Genomic DNA, 25495 nt, shown 5'->3' with positions numbered 1-25495 from the left:
CGGACCGGCTAACGTGCCTGCCCATGGCCTCCGTACTTGTCGTCGAGGACGACCCCGTGATCCGGGCCGCGCTGATCGAGGTCCTGACCGGGCACGGCTACGCGGTGCAGACCGCGCACCAGGGTTTCGAGGGGCTGCGCGCCGTCACCCGGAGCCCGCCGGACATCGTCGTGCTCGACCTCGGGCTGCCCGACCTCGACGGGCTCGACGTGCTGCGGATGATCCGGGGCGTCTCCCGGGTCCCGGTCCTGGTCGCCACCGCACGCGACGACGAGACCGAGATCATCCGGCTGCTCAACGCGGGAGCCGACGACTACCTGGTCAAGCCGTTCTCCGGCGGCCAGCTCGCGGCCCGGCTCGCCGCCGTGCTGCGACGCTCCGTGCCCGACGACGTACGGGCCGCGCGGCGCCCGGTCCTCCAGGTCGCCGACCTGCGCATCGACCCCACCGCCCGCACCGCGCATCTGGCGGGCCGCGAACTCCCCCTCACACGGCGCGAGTTCGATCTCCTGTCCTACCTGGCCGCCAACGCCGACCAGGTGCTGTCCCGGCAGCGCATACTCGCCGAGGTGTGGCAGCAGCCGTACGTCGAGGACCAGACGGTGGACGTCCACCTCTCCGCGCTCCGCCGGAAGATGGGCGAGAAGGCCCGCAAGCCCCGCTACCTGCACACGGTGCGCGGGATAGGCATCAAACTGGTCAGCTCGCCATGAGACGTGCCCTGGCCGGGATCGCCCTGGCCGTCACCTCGATGGTGGCGCTGTCGTTCCTCGTCCCGCTCGCCCTCCTCGTGCGCGAACAGGCCCGGGACCGGGTCACCACGGCCGCCGAACAGCGCGCCGCGGCCCTGTCCCCGGTGCTCGCGCTCACCACCCGGCGCGCCGACGTGCAGCAGGCGGTCACCGAGCTCGGCTCCGCGGACCAGCTCGCGGTGCGCCTGCCCGACGGCGGCCTCGTCGGCACCCCGCACGCGCCCAAGGACGCGCTCGACCGGGCCGTACGGGGGCGCGAGACGCTCGCCGTGGACACGGACGACGGCTGGGTCTACCTCCAGCCCGTCGTCCTGCGGGGCGAGAGGGTCGCGGTCGTCGAGGCCCATGTGCCCGCCGCCGACCTCACCCGGGGCGTCGCCGCCTCCTGGGGCGTGATGGCCCTGCTCGCCGTCGGCCTGGTCGGCGGCTCGGTGCTCGTCGCCGACCGGCTCGGCGCCCGCGTGGTCCGCTCCTCGCGCGGCCTCAAACGCGCCTCCCTCGCCCTCGGCTCCGGCGACCTCGACGTACGGGTGCGGCCGGACGGGCCGCCCGAGCTGCAGGAGGCCGGAGTGGCGTTCAACACCATGGCCGACCGGGTCGTCGACCTGCTCGCCGTCGAACGCGAACTGGTCGCCGACCTCTCGCACCGCCTGCGGACCCCGCTGACCGCCCTCTACCTGGAGGCCGACCGGATGGGCGCGACCCCGAGCGCCCGGCGGGTCACCGAAGCGGCGGGCCAGCTGGAGAGCGAGCTGGACTCGATCATCGCGGCGGCGCGCACGCCCCTGGCCTCCGCCCACCCGGGCGGCGCGGCGGCGGGCGCGGGCAAGCCCTGCGACGTCGCCGAGGTCGTCGCCCTGCGCCTGGACTTCTGGACGGTCCTCGCCACCCAGCAGGAGCGCCTGTGCGAGCGTTCCTTCACCCCGCGTCCGACCCCCGTCGCCTTTTCCGAGGACGACCTCGCGGCCGTCGTCGACGCCCTGATCGGCAACGTCTTCCGGCACACCCCGCACGGCACCCGCTTCGTCGTCCGGGTGGAACGGCAGGACCGGCACGTGGTCCTCACCGTCGACGACGCCGGGCCGGGCGTGGCGGACCCCGACGCGGCGCTCACCCGCGGCGTCAGCGTCGGCGGTTCCACGGGGCTCGGCCTGGACATCGTGGCCCGGGCGGCCCGCGCGGCCGACGGGGAACTGACGATCACCCGCGCGCCGCTGGGCGGCGCCCGGGTGCGGGTGTCGTTCGCGCTGGCCGAGGGCCCCGGGAGCGCCCGCCGCTGACGGACCCCGGGCTGGCGGGGGGCTTCAGCGGCCCGTGCCGAAGTCCTGGGTCCACCACGGGCCGCCGTCGCCGAAGTGGACGCCGACGCCCAGTTCCTTGAAGGAGCAGTTCAGTATGTTCGCGCGGTGGCCCTCGCTGTTCATCCAGGAGTTCATCACCGAGGCCGCGTCCGCCTGGCCCCGGGCTATGTTCTCGCCGAGCGTCGACCACTGGTAACCGGCGGCCTCGACCCGGCTCGCCATGGTGGAGCCGTCGGGGCCGGTGTGGGACATCACGCCGCTGCCCGCCATGACGTCGCTGTAGTCGTCGGCGGCCCGGGTCAGCCTGTCGTTCGCGGTGACCGGCGCGCAGCCCGCGTCGGCCCGTTCCTCGTTCACCAGCGCGAGGACCTGTGCCTCGGGCCCGCCCGACGCGCCGGAGCCGCTTCCGGAGCCGGATCCCGAGCCGGAGCCCGATCCGGAACCGGAGCCCGACCCCGCGCCGCCGCCCCCGCCACCGCCCGACGGGCTGTCGTCGCCGCTCTTCGGGGCCGCCTTCACCGGAGCGCTCGACGCGGGCGCCTTGGGCGCGGCGGTCGGGCTCGCCGACTTCTCAGGCGTCCTGCTCGGCTCGGCGCTTCTGCTCGGTGAGGCGCTCGCCGACGTGCTCGGGCTCGCCGACGGGGACGTCAGGGGCGCCGCGCCGCCCGCCGCGTCCTCGGTGTTCGGCGTCCGGCCGGCGGAGTCCGCGACGACCCGGTCCGCGGAACCGCCGTCGTCGCCGTCGGTGACCGCCAGCGTGATCCCGACACCCGCCGTCACGGCGACGGCGCCCAGCGCCAGCGCGGCACCGCGGCTCCTGAGCCCGCCGCGGGGGCGGGCGTGGGAGCGGGACGGGCGGGCGGCTCGGCGGGAACCCATACGCAGGACACCTCGGCTTGTCTGTCGGCTGGCGAAACCCCCGTACCCGTCCCCGGTGGACGCTCTCCCGCGCCCACCGGGACCGTGGGGGGCGTTCGAGAGCCTAGAACGCCTCAGGGGTGAAACGGGCGTTCGAAGGTCAACTTCAGAAAGCCTTAAAAGAGCCGCCAAAGTCCGCTGAGGTGACCGACCCGTCGCGGGGCAGAGGAAAGAAGGAGAGGAGAACGGGGGAGCGGCGCCCGGCGCCGACCTCCGGACCCGGCTGTGCGAGGGGGGGGTGCCCCTATGTCTTTGGTCAAGGGAAACGGGGGGTGCGTCGAGTCGGTGAGCCGGGGCAGCATGGCGGGGTGGCTGATCTGCTGTGGGATGACGTGAAGTGCTTCTTCGATCCGGACTTGATGGGGTCGCTGCCGGACGTGCGTGTCCCGGATGCCTCGGTGGAGGACTGGCAGGCGGTCCTTGATCTTGTCGTGGAGAAGGGCTGGAAGCGCCAGTACTCCGAGGGAGAGACGGTGCTTCCAGTGCCCCGGGCGGAGCCCGTGCTATCCCGCCCGGCGGATGCCGAGTGCCCGGACCTGCGGGTCTGGCCGACTGCAGATGTATTGGCGATCTTCCGCTTCCATGCTGCCGATGAAGTCGACTTCGACGTCGACCTGCGGGAGTTGCAGGGCCAGGAGCGACTGGATGTGTTCTGCGACTTCCTCCGGGAGATCGGCCGACGGCTGGGCAAGCCCGTGCTGATGGACCCGGAGGGCGACGATGGCCATCCGGTGATCGGCTTCGACGTCGAGGCCGATCGAGTCGTCCTCCTCGCAGACCAGCGGGTCAGGTGACTGCGGCCGACGGCTGCGGTGCATAGAAGGTTCCGTCGCGGAGCATCGCGAACAGGACGTCGGCCCTGCGGCGGGCGAGGCAGAGCAGGGCCTGGGTGTGGTGCTTGCCCTGGGCGATCTTCTTGTCGTAGTAGGCCCGCGATGCCGGGTCACCCAGAGCGGCGAACGCGGAGAGGAAGAAGGCCCGTTTGAGCTGCTTTTTTCCTCTCCGGGAGGGCTGTTCACCGCGGATCGACGACCCAGAACTGCGGGTCGCGGGTGCGAGTCCTGCGTAGGCGGCGAGGTGGCCGGCGGTCGGGAAGGTGCTGCCGTCGCCAATCTCGATCAGGATCCTGGCTCCGGTCCTGACGCCGACGCCCGGCATGGACGTCAGGACCTTCGAAAGAGGGTGGTCCTCCAGCAGTTCCTCGATCCGCCCGGCCAGCAGTTTCCGCTGGTCAAGGACAGCCGTCAGGGAGGCGGCTAGGCTCGGGACGATCAGCGCGGCCGCCTCGGTCCCCGGAACGGTGACGGTCTGCTCGTCCAGCGCGGCGAAGATCTCCTCGACCAGCCGCTCGGCCATCCTCGGCGCCTTCGGCCGCAGCAGCGTGACCAGCCGCCGACGGCCCGCCTTGCGTATCTGTGCCGGTGAGCCGAACCGCTCCAGCAAGGCCAGGACGGCAGGGTGCTGCAACCGCGGTCCCAGGATCCGTTCCAGCGACGGATGGATCTGGGTCAGCAGGCCGTGCAGCCGGTTGGCGACGCGGGTGGCCTCGCCGGCGAGGTCGTCGTCGAACCCGACGATCATCTCCAGCTCGGCGATCGTCTCGTCCTCGCCGTCGATCGCCCGCAGCGTGTGCGGCATCGCGCGGGCCGCGTCCGCGATGATGAACGCGTCTCTCGCGTCGGTCTTGGCCTCGCCCGGGTAGAGGTCGGCGATCCGCCGCATCGTCAGCCCCGGCAAGTAGGCGACCGGGCAGCCCATGTCCCGCGCGACGGCCAGCGGCAGGGCGCCGATCGAGGCCGGCTGGTCGACCACGACCAGCACCGTTCCGTGCTTGGCCTGGAGTTTGGCGAACAGCTCGCGGAGCTTGGGTTCGGTGTTGGGCAGGCGTTTGTCGAACGCCTTCTTTCCGGCCGGGGTGACGGCGGTGGCGTGGTGTTCGCCCTTGCCGACGTCCAGGCCGAGGAAGACGTCGATGTCGCCGGTGTCGATCACGTGCAGGCCTCTCCATCACGCTTTCGTCCGGCCTTGCCTGGGCACCGAGCTGCCACATCCACGTTACGGAGAGCTCTTCCAGCCTGGGTGAAGCCGGTGCTCAAGCCCCTCATCAGCGGTCCGTCGATGCCTCCGGGCCCGGTGACACCACCCCCCGGATCATGGACAACAAGGGGGGGGGAAGTCATGCCGGACCCGAAGGCCGGTAGCCCCATTGCGGGGCCACGAAAAAGGTAACGGGGGGGGGAGTGGCCCGGCTCACATGGCGTAGCGCGGGCGGCGCCGACACCATGGTCAGGTCACCCGGCAGGCTGAAGGGATCAAGAATGTTCCGCAAGGTGCTGGTCGCCAACCGCGGTGAGATCGCGATCCGTGCGTTTCGGGCGGGCTACGAGCTCGGCGCGCGCACCGTCGCCGTCTTCCCGCACGAGGACCGCAACTCGCTGCACCGGCTCAAGGCCGACGAGGCCTACGAGATCGGCGAGCCCGGCCATCCGGTGCGCGCGTATCTCTCCGTGCCGGAGATCGTCGACGCGGCCCTGCGGGCGGGAGCCGACGCCGTCTACCCGGGCTACGGGTTCCTGTCCGAGAACCCCGAACTCGCCCGTGCCTGCGAGCAGGCCGGGATCACCTTCGTCGGACCCAGCGCCCAGATCCTCGAACTGACCGGCAACAAGGCCCGCGCCGTGGCCGCCGCCCGCGAGGCCGGCGTACCGGTGCTCGGCTCCTCCGCCCCCTCCACGGACGTGGACGAACTGGTCCGCGCCGCCGCCGACGTCGGCTTCCCGGTGTTCGTCAAGGCGGTCGCCGGCGGCGGCGGCCGCGGCATGCGGCGCGTCGAGGAGCCCGCCCGGCTGCGCGAGGCCATCGAGGCGGCGTCCCGCGAGGCCGCCTCCGCCTTCGGCGACCCCACGGTCTTCCTGGAGAAGGCGGTCGTCGAACCCCGCCACATCGAGGTGCAGATCCTCGCCGACGGCGAGGGCGGCGTCCTCCACCTCTTCGAGCGGGACTGCTCGGTGCAGCGCCGCCACCAGAAGGTGATCGAGCTGGCGCCCGCCCCCAACCTCGACCCGGCCCTGCGCGAGCGCATCTGCGCCGACGCCGTGAACTTCGCCCGGCAGATCGGCTACCGCAACGCGGGCACCGTCGAGTTCCTCGTCGACCGCGACGGCAACCACGTCTTCATCGAGATGAACCCGCGCATCCAGGTCGAGCACACGGTGACCGAGGAGGTCACCGACGTCGACCTCGTCCAGTCCCAGCTGCGCATCGCCGCCGGCGAGACACTGGCCGACCTCGGGCTCGCGCAGGAGAACATCACCCTGCGCGGCGCCGCACTCCAGTGCCGCATCACCACCGAGGACCCGGCCAACGGCTTCCGGCCCGACACCGGACGGATCAGCGCCTACCGCTCGCCCGGCGGCTCCGGCATCCGCCTGGACGGCGGAACCACCCACGCCGGTACGGAGATCAGCGCGCACTTCGACTCCATGCTGGTCAAACTCTCCTGCCGGGGACGGGACTTCACCACCGCCGTGAACCGGGCCCGGCGCGCCGTGGCCGAGTTCCGCATCCGCGGGGTCTCCACCAACATCCCCTTCCTCCAGGCGGTCCTCGACGACCCGGACTTCCAGGCCGGCCGGGTCACCACCTCGTTCATCGAGCAGCGCCCGCACCTGCTCACCGCACGGCACTCCGCCGACCGCGGTACCAAGCTGCTGACCTACCTCGCCGACGTGACCGTGAACAAGCCGCACGGCGAGCGCCCCGAGCTGATCGACCCGCTCACCAAGCTGCCGACCGTGCCCGACGGCGAACCCCCCTCCGGATCCAGGCAGTTGCTCACCGAGCTGGGCCCCGAGGGCTTCGCCCGCCGGCTGCGCGAGTCGGCCACCATCGGCGTCACCGACACCACCTTCCGCGACGCCCACCAGTCGCTGCTCGCCACCCGGGTGCGCACCAAGGACATGCTGGCCGTCGCTCCGGTGGTCGCCCAGACCCTGCCCCAGCTGCTGTCCCTGGAGTGCTGGGGCGGCGCCACCTACGACGTGGCGCTGCGCTTCCTCGCCGAGGACCCGTGGGAGCGGCTCGCCGCGCTGCGCGAGGCCGCGCCCAACATCTGCCTCCAGATGCTGCTGCGCGGCCGCAACACCGTGGGCTACACCCCGTACCCCACCGAGGTCACCGACGCCTTCGTGCAGGAGGCCGCCGCCACCGGCATAGACATCTTCCGCATCTTCGACGCCCTCAACGACGTCGAGCAGATGCGGCCCGCCATCGAGGCCGTACGGCAGACCGGCACCTCCGTCGCCGAGGTCGCGCTCTGCTACACCGCCGACCTCTCCGACCCCGCCGAGCGGCTCTACACCCTCGACTACTACCTGCGGCTCGCCGAGCAGATCGTGGACGCCGGCGCCCACGTGCTGGCCGTCAAGGACATGGCGGGCCTGCTGCGCGCCCCGGCCGCGGCGACGCTGGTGACCGCGCTGCGCCGCGAGTTCGACCTCCCGGTGCACCTGCACACCCACGACACCACCGGCGGCCAGCTCGCCACCTACCTGGCCGCGGTCCAGGCCGGCGCCGACGCGGTGGACGGAGCGGTGGCGTCCATGGCCGGCACCACCTCGCAGCCGTCCCTGTCGGCGATCGTGGCCGCCACCGACCACACCGACCGTCCCACCGGGCTCGACCTCCAGGCCGTCGGCGACCTGGAGCCGTACTGGGAGAGCGTCCGCAAGGTCTACGCCCCCTTCGAGGCGGGCCTCGCCTCCCCGACCGGCCGGGTCTACCACCACGAGATCCCCGGCGGCCAGCTCTCCAACCTGCGCACCCAGGCCATCGCGCTCGGGCTCGGCGACCGCTTCGAGGACATCGAGGCGATGTACGCCGCCGCCGACCGGATGCTGGGCCGCCTGGTCAAGGTCACCCCGTCGTCCAAGGTGGTCGGCGACCTGGCCCTGCACCTGGTGGGCGCCGGTGTCTCCCCCGCGGAGTTCGAGGCGGAACCGGACCGCTTCGACATCCCCGACTCCGTCGTCGGCTTCCTGCGCGGCGAGCTGGGCACCCCGCCCGGCGGCTGGCCCGAGCCGTTCCGCAGCAAGGCGCTGCGCGGGCGCGCCGAGGCCAAGCCCCTCGCCGAGCTGTCCGCCGACGACCGCACCGGGCTGGACAAGGAGCGCCGGACCACCCTCAACCGGCTGCTGTTCCCCGGCCCGGCGCGGGAGTTCGACACCCACCGCGCCTCCTTCGGCGACACCAGCGTCCTGGACAGCAAGGACTTCTTCTACGGACTGCGCCCCGACAAGGAGCACACCGTCGACCTGGAGCCCGGCGTCCGGCTGCTCATCGAGCTGCAGGCGGTCGGCGACGCCGACGAGCGCGGCATGCGCACCGTGATGTCCACGCTCAACGGCCAGCTCCGTCCCATCCAGGTCCGCGACCGGTCGGCGGCCTCCGACGTCCCGGTCACCGAGAAGGCGGACCGCACCGACCCGGGGCATGTCGCGGCGCCGTTCGCCGGTGTGGTGACCCTCGCCGTCGCCGAGGGCGACACGGTGGAGGCCGGGGCGACCGTGGCGACCATCGAGGCGATGAAGATGGAGGCCACCATCACCGCACCCAGGTCCGGCACGGTGGCCCGGCTCGCCATCAACCGCGTCCAGCAGGTCGAGGGCGGCGACCTCATCGTCCAACTCGGCTGACGCGGGGGCCCGTTCGTCCCTCCGGTGCGCGCACCCGCCTCCGCCGGGCGCGCGCACCGGAGAGACGGGACGCGGAGGAGGCGGCGGCGCGGCCGGTCCGCCGGTGGAGATCATTTTGGGGGCGCAGATTCCGTAATTCCGGCGAGAGTTGTCGGTCCCGTCAGGAAGAATGGGGTCCGACAGAGATCAACACCGGCCCGACCGGGTAGGAGATCTTGAAGTATTGACCCGGAAAGGCCATCACCGATGCCCCTCACCGCCGCAGCCCGTCCGCTGACCTCCGTCCCGCGTGGCGCCCGGCACCGCTCACGGCTCGTCGAGCCCGTCTCTCCCGAGGCCGACGTCCTCCGCGTCGTCGCCGACGCGCGCACCCCGGTCTTCGTCACCGTGCGCCAGGACGGGCGGCGCAGATACAGCTACTGGCGTCCGCTGGACTCCGTCACCGGCCGGGGCGGCTGCTACGCCGCGCTGCCGACCGCCGTCTGCGACGCGCTGCACGCCGCGGGCCGGATCACGCTCGGCGAGCCGATAGCCGACCCCGACCGGACCACCTACCGGGTCGGTGTGGTCCGCACCCCGCCGACGCCGGTGGCCGAGCTGCCGCGCCAGGTGCGAGGGCGACGCGAGCAGGCGATGTCCCGCGCGGCGTGACGGACACCCCGCGTGGGGCGCGCGCCGCCGGTCAGTGGCCGAGCGGCGCCCGCAGCGCGGGATCGGACGCCGCCCGCCACGCACCGGGCAGCTCCGCCAGCCGGGCTTCGGCCACCGCCCGCTCCCGGCCGTGCAACAGGCCCCAGGTGAAGGCGGATTCACCCGCCCCATGGGCCGCCACCGCCAGTTCCCGCAGGGCGTCCTGGGCGACGACGGCGTCCTGGTGGTCGCCGAGCAGCCGCTGCACCGCCTTGGCCCGCTTGCCGAGCCGGGCTGCCGGTTTGCCCAGGGGCCCGCGTGCCACTTCGGCGGCGTAGCGGAGCTTCTTGGCCGCCTTGCGCGCCTCGTGCAGCTCCGCGTCCCGCGCCCGGCCGGGCGGCTGCGCCAGCGCGTGCTCCACGCGCCCGGCGAAGCGGCCGTACTCCTTGAGCACCGCCCGCGCCATCGCCCGGGCCGGCTTGCGCCGCGCCCCGGCCCGCAGCGGCGGCTGCCGGACCAGGGCGTCCAGAGCGTCCAGGAGACGCAGATGGCGGGTCGTGGTCAGGGCCTGGTGCGCCCGGGCCAGCGCGCCGGCGTCGCGGGAGACCTCCCACACCCGCAGCCGGGCCGCGACGGGACCCAGCACGAGTTCCTCCGGCAGTTCCGCCAGTGCGGCCCCGATCCGTTCGCCCAGCACCTCCTGGTCGCGCGCCACCCCCAACTCACCGGCCAGCCAGCGCAGTTCCACGCGTACCGGGTCGGTCACCCGCCGGTCGAGCACCGACCGGTACGAGCGCAGGCAGCCGCGCAGCCGCCGGCACGTCACACGCATCTGGTGCACCGCGTCGGGCAGTTCACGCCGGACCGCCGGATCCAGTGCCACCAGCCTGCCCACCTGCTCCCGCAGGTACGCCAGCACGTACGAGCCGGGGGAGCCGGCGACCACGCCCGACGGCGGCACCGGCGCCACCGCCGCCCCCGTCTCCCGCAGCGCCCGGGCGAGTTTGGAGGGGCTGCCGGCCCGGACGACGCCCTTCTTGCGGAGTCTCTTCTCCACGGTGTCGAGCAGCGAGGCATGGACGCCGTCCGCGAGTTCGACCTCCAGCTCCCGCCACTCGGCATGTCCGCCGCCGGCCAGGAGGGACTCCGCGCGCACCTCGTCCAGGCTCACCTCGGCCAGCAGCCCGCCCTCGGCGTCGCGCAGGTGCCGCACGGCACGGTCGGACCTAATCCGGACGACCGGGAGCAGCTCCGCACCCCGCGTGCGCGACAGCACCAACGCGCGCAGCTCCTCGGGCACGTCGTCCGACAACCCGGCCCGCAGCTCCTCCCGGGTGTCCCCGCCGAGCGGCAGTTTGAGGTGCCAGCCGGCGTCCGCCCCACCGGTCCGGCGGCGCAGGGTGACCGAGGCCGCGGCCAGCCGCAGATCCGCTGTGTCGTGGTAGACGGCGTCGAGTTCGTCGGCACCGGCCGGGACGGACTCGGCGACGGGACCGGCGCCGGTGAGGTCCGGCAGGCCGCCGGCGCCCGAGGAGGAGGGTTCGTACTTTCGTTCCGTCTCGCGCTTCGACTTACCCATGCTGAGTCTGTCGACGGGATTCGCCCGGTCAAACCCCCGCGCGGGCCGCCGTCCGCCGCGGGTGCGCTAACCGCCCGCGACGACCCACGGGCGCGGATCGGTGTAGTACCCGTCGAGAATGACCTCGAAGTGCAGGTGGGGGCCGGTGGACAGACCGGTGGACCCGACGCGTCCGATCGGGGTGCCGGCCTCGACGCTCTGCCCCACGGCCGTCTCCAGGGCCGAGAGGTGACTGTACGTCGTCTCCACCCGCTTGCCCTGGATGGTTCCGTGGTCGATCACGATGCGGTTGCCGTACGCGCTCGTGGCCGCGGCGAACACGACACGCCCCTTCCGCGCGGCGACGATCTGTGCCCCCTGGGGCGCGGCGAAGTCCACACCGGTGTGCAGCTTGGTCACGCCGGTCAGCGGGTGCTCGCGCGAGCCGTAGGGCGAGGTGATGGTCAGCGGGCTCACCGGGGCGGTCAGCAGGGTGCCGGCCGCCCCGCCGGAACCGCCGCCCGCGTCCTCCCGGTCGAGCGCCTCGTACCGGGGGACCAGGGCCTTGACCTCGTCGAGGTAGGTCCTGGCCTCGGCGGGGACGCGCCCGGCCTCGGTCACGGCGTCCGGTCCCGTGGCGTACGCGGCCAGGGTCAGGTCCACCAGGTCGCCGTTGACCCGGCCCGCGGTGCGCAGTTCGGTCACCTTCCCGGCCAGGGAGCAGTCCCGCCGGCCGAGCGCCATGATGGCGTCCGCCGGGTCGCGGGGCGACGACGTACCGCTGCCGTCGTCGTCCTTGCCCCAGGTGCGCCATTCGCCGTCGGTGAAGGCGGCGATGCCCTTCTGGCCCGAGAGGTCGTCGGTGTCGTCGCTCCAGCCGGAGAGCTGGTCGATCTGGGCCGCCAGCACGGACGGCTCCAGGACGGTGCACGCCGAGGCCGCCTTGCGAAGCCACGGAATGTAGGAGGGATCGACGTCGGCAGCCGTCTTCCCCTTGGCCTCGGAATCGTCCTGCCACGGGGCCGGCAGGCCGCCCAGCGCGAGGAACGTGGCCACGCCGGTGACCGTCACCAGGCCCGGAAGCACCAGCAGGGTGAAGGGTCCGGGGCCCCGGCGCTTGCGTTTGGGCCGCTGCTCCGGCTCTTCCGGCTGCTCCTGCCGGGCCGGCAGCCCGGTTGCCTGCTCGTCCGTACCGTCGGCGCTCTCCGCCACGGTCAGTCGCTCTTCGTTCACCTGGCCGCTCGCCGGGACGTGATGCTCACGAGAGGGAGGCTAACGGCGTCCTGGCGGAGCGTCAGGAGCCAGAAAGGCACAAGGCGCTGCCCGAACGGGCACAACCGGCACCGCCGGCCGGACGGGAACGCGACGCCAGTGTCCAGGTACCGTCGTCGCAGGCCGGGGGCGGCGAGGGGCGGACCGCGAGGAGGGCGATGTCGTCGGCGTTGTCGGCGCCGAGGCCGATCATCAGCTCGTCGCAGAACGTGTCGAGCGGCTCGCGCGCCAGATCGGCGGTGTGCCGGCGCAGCCGGTCCAGGGCGTCGTCGAGGTTCTCGTCGCGGCGCTCGACGAGGCCGTCGGTGTAGAACAGCAGCGTCGAATGGGCCGGCAGGGTGTGCCGGGCACTGGCCCGGGGCGGCGTCGGGTCCATGCCGAGCAGCAGACCGGCGCCGTCCTCCAGGTAGCGGGTCCCGCCCTCCCGGGTGGTGAGCAGCGGCGGCGGATGGCCGGCGCACGCGTAGGTCAGCTCCCAGGGGCCGTGCGCGGGGCCCGCGACGAAGCCGTAGGCGCAGGTCGCGGTGGCCTCCTGGTGCAGGCTGTGGTTGGCCAGGTCGAGGCGGCGCAGCACCTCGCCCGGAGGTTCCTGGCGGTCCACGGCGATGCCGCGGAGCATGCTGCGCAGCTGGCTCATCGCGATGGCCGCGTCCAGGTTGTGGCCCGTGACGTCCCCGATGGCCACGGCGGTGTTCCCGTCGGGCAGGACGAAGCTGTCGTACCAGTCGCCGCCGACCTGCGCGGTGGTCGAGGAGGCGGCGTAGCGCGCCGCCAGCCGGAGGTTGTCGACCTGCGGCAGGCTCGTCAGCAGGGAGCGCTGGAGCCGCTCGGCGATGGAACGGGACGCCTCGTACAGGCGGGAGTTGTCCACCCCCAGCGCCAGGCTGTGCACCAGGTCGTCGACCAGCGCCAGGTCCGCCTCGGTGAACGGGGGCGCGCCGGGCGCCCGGGCCAGGGTCAGGGCGCCGAAGATCCGCCGGCGGGCGCGCAGCGGAGCGACGACGGCGCTGCTCGCCCCGAGCGCGCGCAGCAGTTCGAGGTGGCGGCGGTCCAGCGCGCCGGCCACCCGCTCCGGTGGGGGAACGTCGGTGAGCAGCAGCGGTCCCGCGCCGCGCAGCACCCGGGCCAGCGGTCCGTGCGCGTCCTCCGACGCTGCCGGGAGCCTGCCCTCGTAGGCGCCGAGCCGCAGGTCGCGGGGGTCGCGGTGGACGACGCAGACCCGTTCGACCTGCTCGTCCTCGGTGAACAGGTCCACCGCGCACCAGTCGGCCAGCCGACGCGTCAGCAGCCGTCCGGCGGTCCGCAGCCCCTCCGTCAGGTCCGGGGTGTCGTTGAAGTGCGCCGCCAGGTCCGCCAGCAGGGAGAGCCGTTCCAGGGCGGACATGCCGCGCTCCGCGCCGTCCCTGCGGTTCACCCGCCCGGGGGCGGTGGGCGGCCGTCCGCCCGCCGGTGCCTCCTCGGCCGTCTCCCGGCCGTTCCCGGGCACCCTCGGCACGGCGGGCGACGTGGTCGCCCGCGGGGTGAGCTGGGCGACGAAGACGGTGCGTCCGTCGGCCGTCTCCTGCGTCTGGATGTGCAGCCGGACCGGGACGACGGTGCCGTCACGGTGCAGCGCGGGGAGCGGTACGGAGCGGCCCACGATACGGGTGCGGCCGGTGAGCAGCATCGACGAGAAGGCCGCGGCGTGCCGCTCGCGCAGGTGTTCGGGGATGAGTGTGGTCAGCCTGCGGCCGACGAGGTCGTCCGGCTCCCAGCCCAGCAGGTCCGCCGCCGGGCCGTTCGCCGCGATGATCCGGTTCCCCTCGTCGGCCGCCACGGTCGGCAGCCCGCTGGTCCGCGCCTGACCCGCGTCCCACGGCACCACTTCCAGCGCGCCGATCTCCGGGTCGCGGGGCATCACCGTCCACGCGGTGGGCCGGTCGCCGGCCAGCTGGCCCACGATCTGGTCGAAGAACCAGTCCTGGAAGGCACGGCCGCGCGGCAGGCCCGGCAGTGTCAGGAGCCGTTCCTCCCGTGCCGCCTCCTCGGCGCGTTCCAGGACGCGGCGCAGGGTGCGCACCGCCTCGGCCGCGTCGGACGGCAGGGCGACGAAGAGCGTGCGCAGATCGGACTCCGGCAGCGGCCCCGCCAGCTCGGCGGTGACGCAGGCGCTGATCACGTTGCTGATGTCGCCGGCCGTCGCGAGGTCGCCCGGCGACAGTCCGTACGGGTCCGCCGACGAGGCGGCGAAGGTCAGCTCGCGCAGCATCGCGTGCCGGTGCTGCCGGCAGGCCGCGTCCAGGGCGGCGGGTACGTCGATGAGCGTCACGGACCGTTCCGAGGCACAGGGCGACACGGCCGGCTCCCACCCCGACACCGGGGGCGGCGGACCGTCGGACCACAGTTCGAACCAGACCGTCTTGTGCTCGCCGTCCGTGTCGGCGCCGTACCGCGAGGCCAGCTGCTCCACCAGCGCCAGCCCCTGCCCCGTACCGGCGTACGCCGGACACGCCTGCGGTACGGGGCCGCGGTCCGGGCGGCGGTCGGTGACCCGTACGCGCACCCGGCCGTCGTGGCGCCGGACGGCGACCTCGAACTCGGTGCGCGCGTGCAGCACCGCGTTGGCGGCCAGCTCGCCGGCCAGCAGCCGAGCCGTGTCCACCAGGTGCGATGCGGTACCCGGCAGCGCGCCGAGGACGAAGTCCCGGGCCGCCGCCGCGCTCGCCGGGTCCGGGGGAAAGCGCCGCGACACGGCCGTCGGACCGAGGGAACCCATGCCCCCCAGTGTGAGCCCGGCACACCCCGGCACGCAGCGCGCAGACCGGGGACCGCCCGGTACGGACCATTCCTGCGCTCCGCCGTTCGGGTGACGGTCCGGGCGGGCCGGAGGACGACGGGGTCGCGCAGGGGTCTGGCAGGCCGCCGCACACTCCGATAGCTTGCAGGTGCGGCCCCGCGTTCTCCCCCGTACGCGGGGCCGCACCAGTCCGGCCGCTCCGCGCGGATCAGAGGGGGAGCGCCGCCCGCAGCCCCGGCTGCAGCAGGTCCCCGTGGGCGCGGACCATGTCGTCGCACAGCTGCCAGATCTGCTCCACCCGCAGGCTCGCCGCCGTCGCCGGGTCGGCCATCGCGGCGTGCCTGATGTGCCGCGGGTCGTTCTCCGTCGCCGCCCGCACCACCAGGTCGGTGGTGCTCAGGTAGGCGCGGTTGAGGGCCGCCAGCTGCGGCGGCAGCGAGCCGGCCCGGGTGGGCTGGATGCCCGCGGAGTCGACCAGGCACGGCACCTCGACCGTGCCGCGGGCGGGCAGGTTCTCGATCAGGCCCCGGTTGGGCACGTTGCCGTAGACCGTGCGGGGGGTGCCGGTCACGATGCTGTGGATGATCTGGGGCGCGTACTCCATGGTGCCCTCGACGGTCAGCGGCGCACCGCACGCCAGCGCGTCCCGGGTCCGCTCGTACTCCGCCATGTTCTCGTCGACGATGTCCAGGTAGGCGCCGACGGGCAGCCGCAGCCGGTCGACCTCGCTGTCGTGGTGCAGGTACCAGGGCACGTACTCGGAGGAGTGCTCGCTCGTCTCGGTCGGGTAGGCGCCCAGGCGCCGGTACATGTCGATGCGGACCCGGCGGCGCAGCTGCTCGTCCTCGGCGATCAGGGCGTCGAGGCGCGGGTACAGGTCCTCGCCCCCGTGCTCCAGGCGCAGCACCCACGCCTGGTGGTTGACGCCCGCGGCCCGGTAGGTGACCTCGTCGTAGGGGACCTTCAGCAGGTCGCACAGGCCCTGGACCGTCCAGTACACAGAGTGGCACAGACCCACCACCCGCGTCAGGCCGGTCGCCTCGGCGAGGTACTGGACGTTCATCGCCATCGGGTTGGTGTAGTTGAGCAGCCAGGCGTCCGGGCACACCTCGGCGATGTCCTCGCCGAGCGCCTTGAGCAGCGGGAAGGTGCGCAGGGCGCGGAAGATGCCGCCGACCCCGAGGGTGTCGCCGATGGTCTGGCGCAGGCCGTGGCGGGCCGGCACCTCGAAGTCGGTGCGGGTGGCCTCGCGCATGCCGACCTGCACGATGTTGATGACGAAGTCGGCGCCGGCCAGGGCCTCGCGGCGGTCGGCGTGCGCGGTGACGCGCGGCTTGGCGCCGCGCTCGGCGGCGATGTACTCGGCCGCAGCCTTCGCGGTGGCCAGCCGCTCCGGGTCGATGTCGTGCAGCGCGATGTGCGCGGACTTCAGCTCGTCGAACGCGAAGAGGTCGGCGAGCAGGCCCTGGGTGAAGACGACGCTGCCTGCTCCGACGAAGGTGATCTTGGGTGCGGTCGGGTGGGCGGTGCTCATGCGGGGTTCTTTCCGTTGCGGGTGACCTGGGCGAACGCTTCGTCCCAGGTGGGCTGGGCGGTGGTGCCGCCGTGCGCGCGGGTGGACAGCGCGCCGCAGACGGCGGCGAGTTCGAGGGCCTCGGGCAGGGCGAGCCCGGCGAGGAGCGCGGCGACGAAACCGGCGTCGAAACTGTCGCCGGCCCCGACCGTGTCCACCGGCCGGGCCGGGATGCCGGGCGTGGTGACCAGGGTGTCGCCGTCGTGGCACAGGGCGCCCTCGGCCCCGTTCTTGACGACGACCGTCGGCCCCCGGCCGGCGAGCGCCGCCGCGGACTCCACGAGGCCGGCGCCGTCGAGCCCGGCCAGCCGCCGGGCCTCGGCCGCGTTGGGCAGCAGGTAGTCGGTGTGCGCGAGTACGGCGTCCAGGCCGGGCGGGTCCCAGCGGCCCGAGGGGTCGTCGTTGGTGTCGAGGGACGTCGTCGCGCCGTGCGCGCGCGCCGTGGCCAGCAGTTCGGGCAGCGAGGCGGCGAGCGCGGGCAGCAGGAAGTACGACGCGGCGTGCACGTGCCGGACCGAGGCGAGCAGGCCGGCCGGGACGTCCGCCGCCGTCGTGGCCGGCAGCGTGCCCGGCGCCGTGACGATGGCGCGGTCCTCCCCCTGGGTCAGCACCACGGTCAGGGGGGTCGGCAGCCGCGGATCGGTGTGCAGGGCGCCGGTGTCCACGCCGTGGGAGTCGAGGGCGGCGCGGATGTAGCGCCCGGCGTCGTCGTCGCCGACCCGGCCGGCGAAGGCGACCCGCAGCCCCAGGCGGGCCGCGCCGCACGCCATGATCGCGGCGGAGCCGCCGAGGGTGAGGGCGCCGTCGGGGACGAGTTGTTCGCGCTGGCCGAAGGCGAGCGGTGCGTCCAGTGGTCCGAGGACGACGTCGGGATTGGCGTCTCCGACGACGAGCAGGTCGAAGCTGTGCGGCATGGGCCTTCCCTGGAGTGGCGGTGGTGAACGGGCGGGGCGGCGCGGTGGTCAGCCCTTGAGCCCGCTGGAGGTGATCGACTGGATGAAGGTCTTCTGCGCGCCCAGGAAGGCGAGCAGCACCGGGAGCACGGTGATGACGTTGCCGGCCATCACGGCGGCCCACTGGGTGTGGTGCTGCCCCTGGAACGTGGTCAGGCCCAGCTGCAGCGTGTACTGCGTGTCGTGGTTGATGGCGATCAGCGGCCAGGTGAGGTCGTTCCAGGTGGTGAGGAAGGTGAGGACGGCCACCGTGCTCAGCGCCGGGCGGGACAGCGGCAGCACGATCCGCCACAGCACCCGCAGCCGTGAGCAGCCGTCGATCCAGGCGGCCTCCTCCAGCTCCCTGGGCAGCGAGAGGAAGAACTGCCGCAGCAGGAACACCGCGAACGGGGTCACGAGCGACGGCACGATCAACGCGCCGAGGGTGTCGATGAGCCCGAGCTTCTTCATCACCAGGAACGTCGGGATCATCGTCAGCTGGAACGGCACCGCCATGGTGGCCAGCATCAGCCCCAGCAGCACCCGGGAACCCGCGAACCGCATCCGGGCGAAGGCGTACCCGGCGAGCGAGCCGAAGACGAGGTTCGCGGTGACCGTGACGGCGGAGACGATCAGCGAGTTGACGAACCAGCGCGGGAACAGCGCGTTGTTCAGGACGTAGCGGTAGCCGCCGAGGTCGATGCCGGACGGCCACAGGGCCGGCGGGAACCGGTTGATCTCCGCGTTGGTCATCACCGAACTGAGCAGCAGCCAGACCAGCGGCAGGGCGAAGAGCAGGGCCAGCGGCGCGAGCAGCAGGTGCCAGGGGCTGAACGGGAGCCGCAGGCGGCGGCGTCCGGTGGCCTCGGGCTCCGTCACGAAGGCGCGGGCGGTGTCGGGCCGGGTGGAGGTCGCCGTCATGACTGGGCCCCTTCGAGACGGTGGCGTCCCCGACGCCGGACGATGCGGACGGCCCCGGCGACCAGGCCGAGGGCGACGGCCAGGACGTACGCGGCCGAGGCCCCGTATCCGGCGGTCGCGTTCTTGAAGGCCTGCTCCCAGATGAAGTAGACGATCACCGTGGTCGAGCCCAGCGGGCCGCCCTTGGTCGTGACGTACACGAGGTCGAAGACCTGGAGGGACTGGATGGCCTGCCACAGCACCAGGAAGACGGTGACCGGCGTGAGGGTGGGCAGGGTGACGTGGCGCAGCAGGTGGCGGCGGCCGGCGCCGTCGAGGCGGGCCGCCTCGATCAGCGACTGCGGCACGTCCTGCAGGGCGGCGAGGTAGACGACGACGCAGAAACCGGTGCCGCTCCACAGCGTGATCGCCACCAGCACGAGCAGCGCCTGCGAGGGGTCGGAGAGGAAACCCTGCGACGAGACGCCGAGGCGGTGCAGCAGCGAGTTGGCCGCACCGAACTCCGGGTCCAGGATGAAGGAGAACAGCACACCCTGCGCGGTCGCCGACAGCACGAACGGCACGAAGATCAGGGTGCGGTAGATGCCGACGAAGCGGATGCGCCGGTTCAGCACCAGGGCGAGGACCAGGCCGAACAGCAGGCTGAGCGGCACGTACAGCACCGTGTAGAGCAGCGTGTTGCGGACCGCCTGGCTGAAGTTGGGGTCCTGGGCGAGGGCGCGGTAGTTGTCGAGGCCGACCCAGCGGCTGGGCGTCACCAGGTCGCTGGCCTGGAAGGACAGCAGCAGTGACCAGATCACCGGGACGATGCTCAGACCGAGGACGATCAGGACCGCCGGTGAGACGAAGGTCCAGGCGGCGGCGGTCTCGCGGCGGCGCTTGCGGCGCAGCGGCCGCGGGTCCGGCGGCGGGCCCGCGACGGTGAGTGGACGGGGGAGGCGCGGCATGGCGGTGTGGCTCCTCAACGCGGTATGAGCAGGGCGGCGTTGGCGTCGTCGGCACAGGCCCGCAGCGCCTTCTCGGGAGTACTGCGCCCCAGGAGCACGGCGACGACCGCCTGCCCCAGCGCCTGCGAGACCTCCGGGTACGCCGGGTGTACGGGGCGCACGCGCGCCGTCTCCAGTGCGGTGGTGAACACCTTCAGGCCCTCGGTGCGGGCGACCTTGTCCTGCCACTCGGGCAGGGCCTCGGTGCGGCGGCTGAGCGGGAGGCTGCCGGCCTCGATGTCCCAGCGCACGTCCTGCTCGGGCCGGGCCAGCCAGGTCAGGAAGGTGCGGGCGGCCTCGGAACGGGCCTCGCCGTTGTCGAACACCGTCCAGGTGTCCGGCCCCGAGATGGTGACCGGGCGCCCGCTGAAGGAGGGCAGGGGGACGACCGCGTAGTCGATCCCGGCGTCCTCGATGTCGGGCAGCTGCCACGGCCCGGTGACCACCATGCCCATGCGGTTGGACAGGAACACCTGGTACATCTGCTCGCTGCCGGGCTTGGGGTCGACGTACACGCTCTTGTCCCGGGCCAGGTCGGCCACCACCTCGAGCGCCCGGGCGCCGGTGTCGGCGAAGCCGATGCTCTTGCCGTCGTCGTCGACGACGTCGCCGCCCAGGTCCCAGATCAGCGGCCACATACGCCACACGGTGTCCTCGTCGCCGGTGCCCGGCCAGCCCGTGCCGAACCGGCCCTGGCCGGACCGGGTGAGCGTACGGGCGCAGGAGACGAAGTCCTGCCAGGTCCAGCCGGCCTTCGGCAGCGGCAGTCCGGCCTCGCGGAACAGCTTCTTGTTGCAGACGACGGCGAGCGAGTCGAGCACCGCGGGGGCGGCCCTGACCCTGTCGTTGAGCGTGACGGCGTCCCTGGAGGCCGCCCAGTAGTTCTTCCACGGGACGGGCCCCGACTCCACCATGTCGGTGAGGTCGACGACCTGCGGACTGCGGGCCACCCGGGCGAGGTCCGACCCGAAGATGTAGGCGATGTCGGGGAAGGAGCCCGCGGCGACGGCCGCCGTCACCTTCTGCAGCATCACGTCCGCCAGCACTCCGCCGCCCAGGTCCACCTTGATCTTCGGGTGTTCCCGCTCGAAGTCGGCGACGAGCCCCTCCAGGACCTTCTTCGCCGTGTCCGCCTGGCCGTGCCACATCTCGATGGTCACCGTGCCGTCGGCCGCGACCCCGTCGTCCGTACCGGCGCCGCAGCCGGTCACCGCGGTGCCCGCCGCCGCGAGCACAGCGCCCCCGCCGGCCCGCAGCACCCGCCTGCGCGAGGGGCGCGCGGTACCTCGGACCGCGTTCATCTCTACCTCCAAGGACTGGACTGGCCGTCGGGTGTCAGCAGGTCTCACGGACGTAGCCGCTGCTGCCCTTCGGGGACACGTCCAGGTCGCGCCGGACGATGCTCAGCGTGTCGCCGAACTCCGAGCACGCCGTGGACAGGCCCTTGGCGGTGTACTCGACGACGATCACCCGGTCGCCGAACTCGGCCGTGTAGTCACCGCACTCGTCCCACTCTCCGCACTCCTCCGCGACGGCGAAGTCCAGGCCGTTGGCCTCGCGGTTGCCGGCGAGTTCGACGGTGTTCTTCTGGCCGATGGCCAGTCCGTCGCCGTGGGCGCGCTCCGCCAGGAGCTTGATCAGGCCCTGGGCATCGGCCGAGTCCAGCAGGTCGCCCGCGCGGGTGTAGCTGTCGTAGTTGTCCGGCTCGACGGCCTGGAAGCCCTTGTCCCCGCAGGAGTCGATCCAGCTGCCGACCTTCTCGGCGATGCGCTCGCGCTTCCCGGCGGTGCGGATGTCGAGGAAGGCCTCGCCCCAGTCGGTGTCGTAGACGACGTCGCCGTCGGCGTCGCGCAGCAGCAGGTCGTCGTCCCACTCGTCCTCGGCGCCGGGCTGCGCCTGGAAGGCGTTGACGTAGCAGATGTTGTACAGGCCCGCCGCGGGGGAGGCCGTGTGGTCGCGGCTGACCACCTGCACTCCGGCCGGCGGGGTGTAGGCGCCGCCGATCTGGTAGTCGAAGCCCGCGTGCGCGGGAGGCGGGGTGAAGCCGGCCGCCTCGGCCGTCGAGCCGCCCGGGACGAGCGCGGCGGCGGTGACGAGCACGGCGGTGGCACAGATGCCGGCCAGCACCGGCTTCCTGGAGGTGTGCGCCTGCGTACGGCTCATGTTCGAGCTCCGGAGGGTGGTGGGCACGTCCCCGCCTCGGAGGGCGCGTGGCCGTCCTGGCGACTCAGTCCGGGCTCCTGGCGCGAAGCCAGCTACCGGCTGGGCGTACCTCTGCCGCCGATCACACGACATCGGCGTTGATCGGGAGTAAATCGACCGGATCCAGGCCTGTCAAGAGTTCAAAACACGGGAGCTGGTGATTGAAGGTGATCGAAGCGCGCTCATTCGGCGCACAATCAATCATGATGCGTCGATCTGTGGACACCCGGGAACGATCGGACCGGGTCGGCCGGGAGCCGTGATCACCGGGCGGCCGCGGGGCTGGTAGCGTCGCGTGGTCGCGGCGGGCGGCGCGAGAGAGGTGTCGGTGCGTGGGAGAGCGGCAGGACCGCGAGTGGGTGGCGATGACGCCGGGGGACTTCGACGTGGAGGCCCCCCTGGTCCTCAACGTGGGCACCGGCCCCGCCACCGTCCCGGCCGAGCCCGACGAGTACGGCACCGCTCCCCTGTTCGGAGAGGCGGCACCGGCACCCGGTACCCGGCCGCGCGGCCGGCGGGGACGGCCCGCGCCCGGCCAGCAGACACTCTTCTGACCGTCGCCGTAGCCGTAGCCGCCCCCACGCCCGTCCCGGTCCCCGTCCGCGCCGGGGCGTTTCAGCGGTCGCGCAGCCGGCCCAGTTGCGCCAGCACCCGGGCACCGGCGCGGGCCGGTCCCGGCCGCTCGCGCACGAAACGGCGCGCCGCCCGCACCGGTGCCCGCCCCAGCCGGTGCACGGCGCCCCCGAAGCCGGGACACACCACGGAGCCCTCGTACACCCGCAGGTCCCGGGTCTTGAACGACTCCTTGTAGCGGGCCGGACCGCTGCCCAGGTCCACCAGCCCGATCCCGTCCTCCGCCGCCGCCTCCAGCATCCGCAGCAACAGCAGCAGTCCGGGGGAGTACTTGCCGTACGCCCGGTCGTAGGCCGGGAACCACCAGGACAGGACGGTGGGCGAGCGCAGTCCGAAGTGGGCGGCGACGGGCCGCCCGCCGGCCCGCAGCACGGACAGCACACCGCGGCACTCCGGGTCGCCGCCGCGGGCGAGGCCCTCGACCAGGCGGGCGATCCACGGCTGCGCGAACCGGTCGCGGCGGCCCGTGCGCCGGTACTGGGCGGACTTCCAGCGCATGAGCGTCCGCAGCGCCCCGGGATCGGTCTCGTCGTACACGAAGCGGACCTCACCGGCCTGCCGGGCGAGTCTGCGCTCCTTGGCGAGCGTCTGTTTCAGGAAACCCGGCGAACCGGCGCCCAGCGCGCGGACGTAGCGTTCGAATCCGTCGGCGAGGTCGACGACCGGCGAGGCCAGGGCCTCGGCGGTGTGCGGCAGGAACACGTCCTGGCCCGCCTCCAGGCTGTCGAACTCCCAGGACGACAGGGCACACGCCCGCAGCAGCGCCCGGGCGTCGATACGGACACCCTCGCGCAGCACGGCGCCCTGGCTGTCCGACACCCCGAGCCCGACGGCCCGTCCCTGCCCCGCGAACCCGCGCTCGTACGGGAAGTACCCCACCGGGAAACCGTCCTCCCGCAGGACCGCCACCTCGGCCCGCGGCCGGACCCGCCCGACGGCCACCGTGAACGCCGGGTCGAGGAACGGGTTCGCCGGTGCCCCGGAGGCGGCCCTGATCTCCCGCCAGATCTTGTGGTCGCCGGTGTCGAGCCGTCCTGGCCCGACCACCTCGATGCGCCGTGTGGACATGTGCCCGCCTTCCGCGTCGTCACCTCTGTGGACACGCCAAGGCCTGCTGGAATGCCGCGGATCGGCGTGCGGTACCCGGGCCGCGCGGCGCAGGCCCCGTCGACACCGCCTCGCTCAGCAGCGGAACGTCTGCAACCGGGTCACGTCCCCCGGGACCCGGCAGGCTCCAGGCCCGTCCGCCGCCACGCCCGCCGGGCGCGGGCCCGCGACGGCCGGCCGCGCGGCCCGGACGGGTGCCGGGGCGCACCCGGTGCCCCGGCCGTTCTCCGGCCCTCCCGCGGCCCTCGGCGCACGGACGCCGACATGGCCGCGCGAGGGACCCCCGTGGCACGGCACCGGTTCGCCGGCTGTCTCGCCGGGCACGGTGGTCTCGCCCGGCACGGGGGTCTGGGCGGTCTCGGGGGTCTGGGCGGGCTCAACGGCCGCAGCGCTTACGGCGGGCACGGGTGCGGCCGTCGTCGCGGCCCGGTGCTGCTCCCGGGGCGGCCCGCCGGTTTCCGCCGCTCCCGGTGCGAGGAGACCGAGCAGCGCCCACGCCAGCAGCACCGCCGCCGCTGCCCGTCCACCCCGCACTGCCGGACTCCTGACTGCGCGGCCGGGGCCGGCGGGCGGGCCGGCACCGGACCGGCCCCCGCACACGCCCAGTTGTGTCTCCAGTAGGCCGACCGGGCCCCGCTCCGTCAACCCCGCGTGGCGCGGACCGGGCCGCCCGGCCCGGCGCGGGGACGTCGTGCGCCGTTGCCGTGCCGCGCGGGGCGTCCACGGCCGGTGGACGCCCGGGGGATGCCGCCGTGCGCACCCGGGGGAGGCGGGGCTACCGCGCCAGTACGGTCTCCGGTCCCATCACGACGACCGGCTCCTTGGCCGGGTCCAGGGCGGTCAGCAGCGCCCGCATGTGCTCCGTGCTCAGAGACACGCAGGCGTTGGTCGGCCCGTCGTGGTCCACGTGGATCCAGACCCCGCCGCCCTTGTCCTCGCCCAGGGGCCGGGTCCGGTCCAGCGGTGTGGTGCCGGGCACCCGGTTGTAGTCGATGGCGACCACGTAGTCGAACGACCCCTCCAAGGGCTCGCCGAGGTATCCGGTGCCCTCCACGGAGAACCGGGGATCCTCGTCGTAGGGGAGCAGGGTGCCCGGGTCCGGCAGCCGGCCCCCCGCGTCGCTGAGCCCGAAGACGCCGACGGGCGTGTGCAGGTCGCCCGCCTCGTGGTCGTCGGTCCAGCCGCGCAGTCCGTTGTGCGCGGGCCAGGGACCGGCGACCGGGCGCCAGCCCCGGGCCGGTTCCCGCTCGTAGAGCACCACCCGCGCCTGCGAGGAGTCCTCGGTCTCGCCGGTCACCACCAGGGCCTGGCGGGTGCCGGCCGGGACCAGGTCGCGCATGACCGGACCGACGCCCGGCAGCGGGCGGGGGAAGTGCTGCGGGGGAGCGGGCCGGGGGGAAGCGGGCCGCGCAGCGGAGGTGCTGGGGGCGTGCGCGTCCTGCGTGACGGCGTCCGTGTGCTGCCGGGCGCAGCCGGTTGCCAGCACGGCGGCGCACATGGCGGCGCCGATCACCGGGATCAGCGCTTTCCTGACGGTCATATCGATCTCCGACTCCGTGTGTGGACTACTCATAGCTAGACCACGCGCGGAACCGGGGTGTGCGGCCTCCTCGACGTCTCCCCCGGATGGCCCAGCGGGGGACCCGCACGGCCGTCAGAGAGGCGCCGCTCCGCAACATCGTTGCCGCTCACACCCCTTACTCACTGGTGGGGTCCGGACATGCCGTGTAGCGTCAGCAGCAGATGTCGTGGTTCGCCCAGACCGCCCGCCCCGGAGTGCGGGCGGTTTGCTGTGCAATGCCGGAGGACCAGGACGACCACCTCCGGGTTCGCGCGGTGCGAATCCGATAACGGCTGAAAGGCAAAAGGCATGGCCAGCGGAACTGTCAAGTGGTTCAACTCTGAAAAGGGCTTCGGCTTCATCGCGCAGGACGGCGGCGGCCCCGACGTCTTCGCGCACTACTCCAACATCAACGCCCAGGGCTACCGCGAGCTGCAGGAAGGCCAGGCCGTCACCTTCGACCGCACCGGGCGCCGACCACGTACAACCAGTACGCCGGTCGACGCCCGGCACGCCGAGAGCACGCACCTGACGCCGCCAGGCCCGCCCTTCGGGCGGACGGCGGGAATGTGACGACAGGCCCTAGTAGTGCTTGGTCACGTGCGGTTCGTGGTGGCGTGTCTTCTTGATCGGTCGTGTCGTTGACCGGGTGTGCTGGGTGGGGAGTTGGCTGCGGTCCG

19 protein-coding genes and 1 pseudogene are annotated in these 25495 nt (G+C 73.3%); 7 read left to right on the top strand and 13 right to left on the bottom strand.

The window, feature by feature from the left end:
• The first annotated feature begins 23 nt into the window (after positions 1-23).
• Positions 24-713, top strand: a complete 690-nt coding sequence (locus IG94_RS0104605; RefSeq protein WP_031031396.1) for a response regulator transcription factor — start codon at positions 24-26, stop codon at positions 711-713.
• Positions 710-2032 (top strand): sensor histidine kinase, encoded by a 1323-nt coding sequence (locus tag IG94_RS0104600; protein WP_031031394.1) that lies wholly within the window; start codon positions 710-712, stop codon positions 2030-2032. The genes IG94_RS0104605 and IG94_RS0104600 overlap by 4 nt, the downstream gene beginning before the upstream one ends.
• A gap of 24 nt (positions 2033-2056) precedes the next feature.
• Here IG94_RS0104600 and IG94_RS0104595 read toward each other — a convergent pair whose 3' ends face one another.
• Entirely contained in the window at positions 2057-2932 is an 876-nt protein-coding gene (locus IG94_RS0104595; RefSeq protein ID WP_031031391.1) for a CAP domain-containing protein, read from the bottom strand.
• Positions 2933-3279: 347 nt separating this feature from the next.
• On the opposite strand from IG94_RS0104595, the gene IG94_RS0104590 reads away from it, so the two are divergent.
• Positions 3280-3765, top strand: a complete 486-nt coding sequence (locus IG94_RS0104590) for a hypothetical protein (RefSeq protein WP_031031389.1) — start codon at positions 3280-3282, stop codon at positions 3763-3765.
• Here IG94_RS0104590 and IG94_RS0104585 read toward each other — a convergent pair.
• The gene (locus IG94_RS0104585) at positions 3758-4963 is read right to left on the bottom strand and encodes an IS110 family RNA-guided transposase (protein ID WP_031031385.1); all 1206 of its coding nucleotides are present in this window, start codon (positions 4961-4963) and stop codon (positions 3758-3760) included. The genes IG94_RS0104590 and IG94_RS0104585 overlap by 8 nt on opposite strands.
• Before the next feature lie 326 nt (positions 4964-5289).
• Between IG94_RS0104585 and IG94_RS0104580 the strand changes: the two genes are divergently transcribed.
• Together IG94_RS0104580 and IG94_RS38415 are read left to right on the top strand one after the other, a co-directional pair.
• Positions 5290-8664, top strand: a complete 3375-nt coding sequence (locus IG94_RS0104580) for a pyruvate carboxylase (RefSeq protein ID WP_031031382.1) — start codon at positions 5290-5292, stop codon at positions 8662-8664.
• A gap of 246 nt (positions 8665-8910) precedes the next feature.
• Entirely contained in the window at positions 8911-9315 is a 405-nt protein-coding gene (locus IG94_RS38415; RefSeq protein ID WP_051159683.1) for a hypothetical protein, read from the top strand.
• Positions 9316-9346: 31 nt separating this feature from the next.
• On the opposite strand, the gene IG94_RS0104570 is transcribed toward IG94_RS38415, so the two are convergent.
• The 9 genes from IG94_RS0104570 to IG94_RS0104530 all read right to left on the bottom strand — a co-directional run bounded on the left by IG94_RS0104570 (position 9347) and on the right by IG94_RS0104530 (position 21475).
• On the bottom strand, positions 9347-10873 hold the full coding sequence (locus tag IG94_RS0104570; RefSeq protein WP_031031375.1) for a CYTH and CHAD domain-containing protein: 1527 nt from the start codon (positions 10871-10873) through the stop codon (positions 9347-9349).
• 66 nt (positions 10874-10939) lie between these two features.
• A complete protein-coding gene (locus IG94_RS0104565; RefSeq protein ID WP_031031373.1) occupies positions 10940-12085 on the bottom strand; it encodes a M23 family metallopeptidase in 1146 nt (381 codons plus the stop codon).
• Positions 12086-12146: 61 nt separating this feature from the next.
• Entirely contained in the window at positions 12147-14879 is a 2733-nt protein-coding gene (locus tag IG94_RS0104560) for a SpoIIE family protein phosphatase (RefSeq protein WP_078892158.1), read from the bottom strand.
• A gap of 229 nt (positions 14880-15108) precedes the next feature.
• On the bottom strand, positions 15109-16434 hold the full coding sequence (gene melA, locus IG94_RS0104555; RefSeq protein WP_031031366.1) for an alpha-glucosidase/alpha-galactosidase: 1326 nt from the start codon (positions 16432-16434) through the stop codon (positions 15109-15111).
• On the bottom strand, positions 16431-17387 hold the full coding sequence (locus tag IG94_RS0104550; RefSeq protein ID WP_031031363.1) for a carbohydrate kinase family protein: 957 nt from the start codon (positions 17385-17387) through the stop codon (positions 16431-16433). The genes melA and IG94_RS0104550 overlap by 4 nt, the downstream gene beginning before the upstream one ends.
• 48 nt (positions 17388-17435) lie before the next feature.
• Positions 17436-18326: a carbohydrate ABC transporter permease gene (locus tag IG94_RS0104545; protein WP_031031361.1), complete on the bottom strand. Its 891-nt coding sequence runs from the start codon at positions 18324-18326 to the stop codon at positions 17436-17438.
• On the bottom strand, positions 18323-19273 hold the full coding sequence (locus IG94_RS0104540) for a carbohydrate ABC transporter permease (RefSeq protein ID WP_031031358.1): 951 nt from the start codon (positions 19271-19273) through the stop codon (positions 18323-18325). The genes IG94_RS0104545 and IG94_RS0104540 overlap by 4 nt, the downstream gene beginning before the upstream one ends.
• 14 nt (positions 19274-19287) lie before the next feature.
• Positions 19288-20613, bottom strand: coding sequence for an ABC transporter substrate-binding protein (locus IG94_RS0104535; RefSeq protein WP_031031356.1), 1326 nt, complete (start codon positions 20611-20613; stop codon positions 19288-19290).
• 34 nt (positions 20614-20647) lie between these two features.
• A complete protein-coding gene (locus tag IG94_RS0104530; protein WP_031031353.1) occupies positions 20648-21475 on the bottom strand; it encodes an endo alpha-1,4 polygalactosaminidase in 828 nt (275 codons plus the stop codon).
• Positions 21476-21846: 371 nt separating this feature from the next.
• On the opposite strand from IG94_RS0104530, the gene IG94_RS0104525 reads away from it, so the two are divergent.
• Positions 21847-22068 (top strand): hypothetical protein, encoded by a 222-nt coding sequence (locus IG94_RS0104525; protein ID WP_031031350.1) that lies wholly within the window; start codon positions 21847-21849, stop codon positions 22066-22068.
• 61 nt (positions 22069-22129) lie between these two features.
• On the opposite strand, the gene IG94_RS0104520 is transcribed toward IG94_RS0104525, so the two are convergent.
• Positions 22130-23215 carry a GNAT family N-acetyltransferase gene (locus IG94_RS0104520; RefSeq protein WP_031031347.1) on the bottom strand — a complete coding sequence of 362 codons (1086 nt, stop codon included), beginning with the start codon at positions 23213-23215 and terminating at the stop codon, positions 22130-22132.
• Positions 23216-24029: 814 nt separating this feature from the next.
• Complete coding sequence (locus IG94_RS0104510; protein ID WP_031031342.1) at positions 24030-24794, bottom strand: hypothetical protein; 765 nt, start codon at positions 24792-24794, stop codon at positions 24030-24032.
• 330 nt (positions 24795-25124) lie between these two features.
• On the opposite strand from IG94_RS0104510, the pseudogene IG94_RS44015 reads away from it, so the two are divergent.
• Positions 25125-25283, top strand: a pseudogene (locus IG94_RS44015) (cold-shock protein); the annotation flags it as partial.
• Between the last annotated feature and the right edge of the window lie 212 nt (positions 25284-25495).

The sequence above is a fragment of the Streptomyces olivaceus genome (assembly GCF_000721235.1).
Lineage (GTDB): Bacteria > Actinomycetota > Actinomycetes > Streptomycetales > Streptomycetaceae > Streptomyces > Streptomyces olivaceus.
This window is presented reverse-complemented; position numbering and strand designations above follow the sequence as displayed.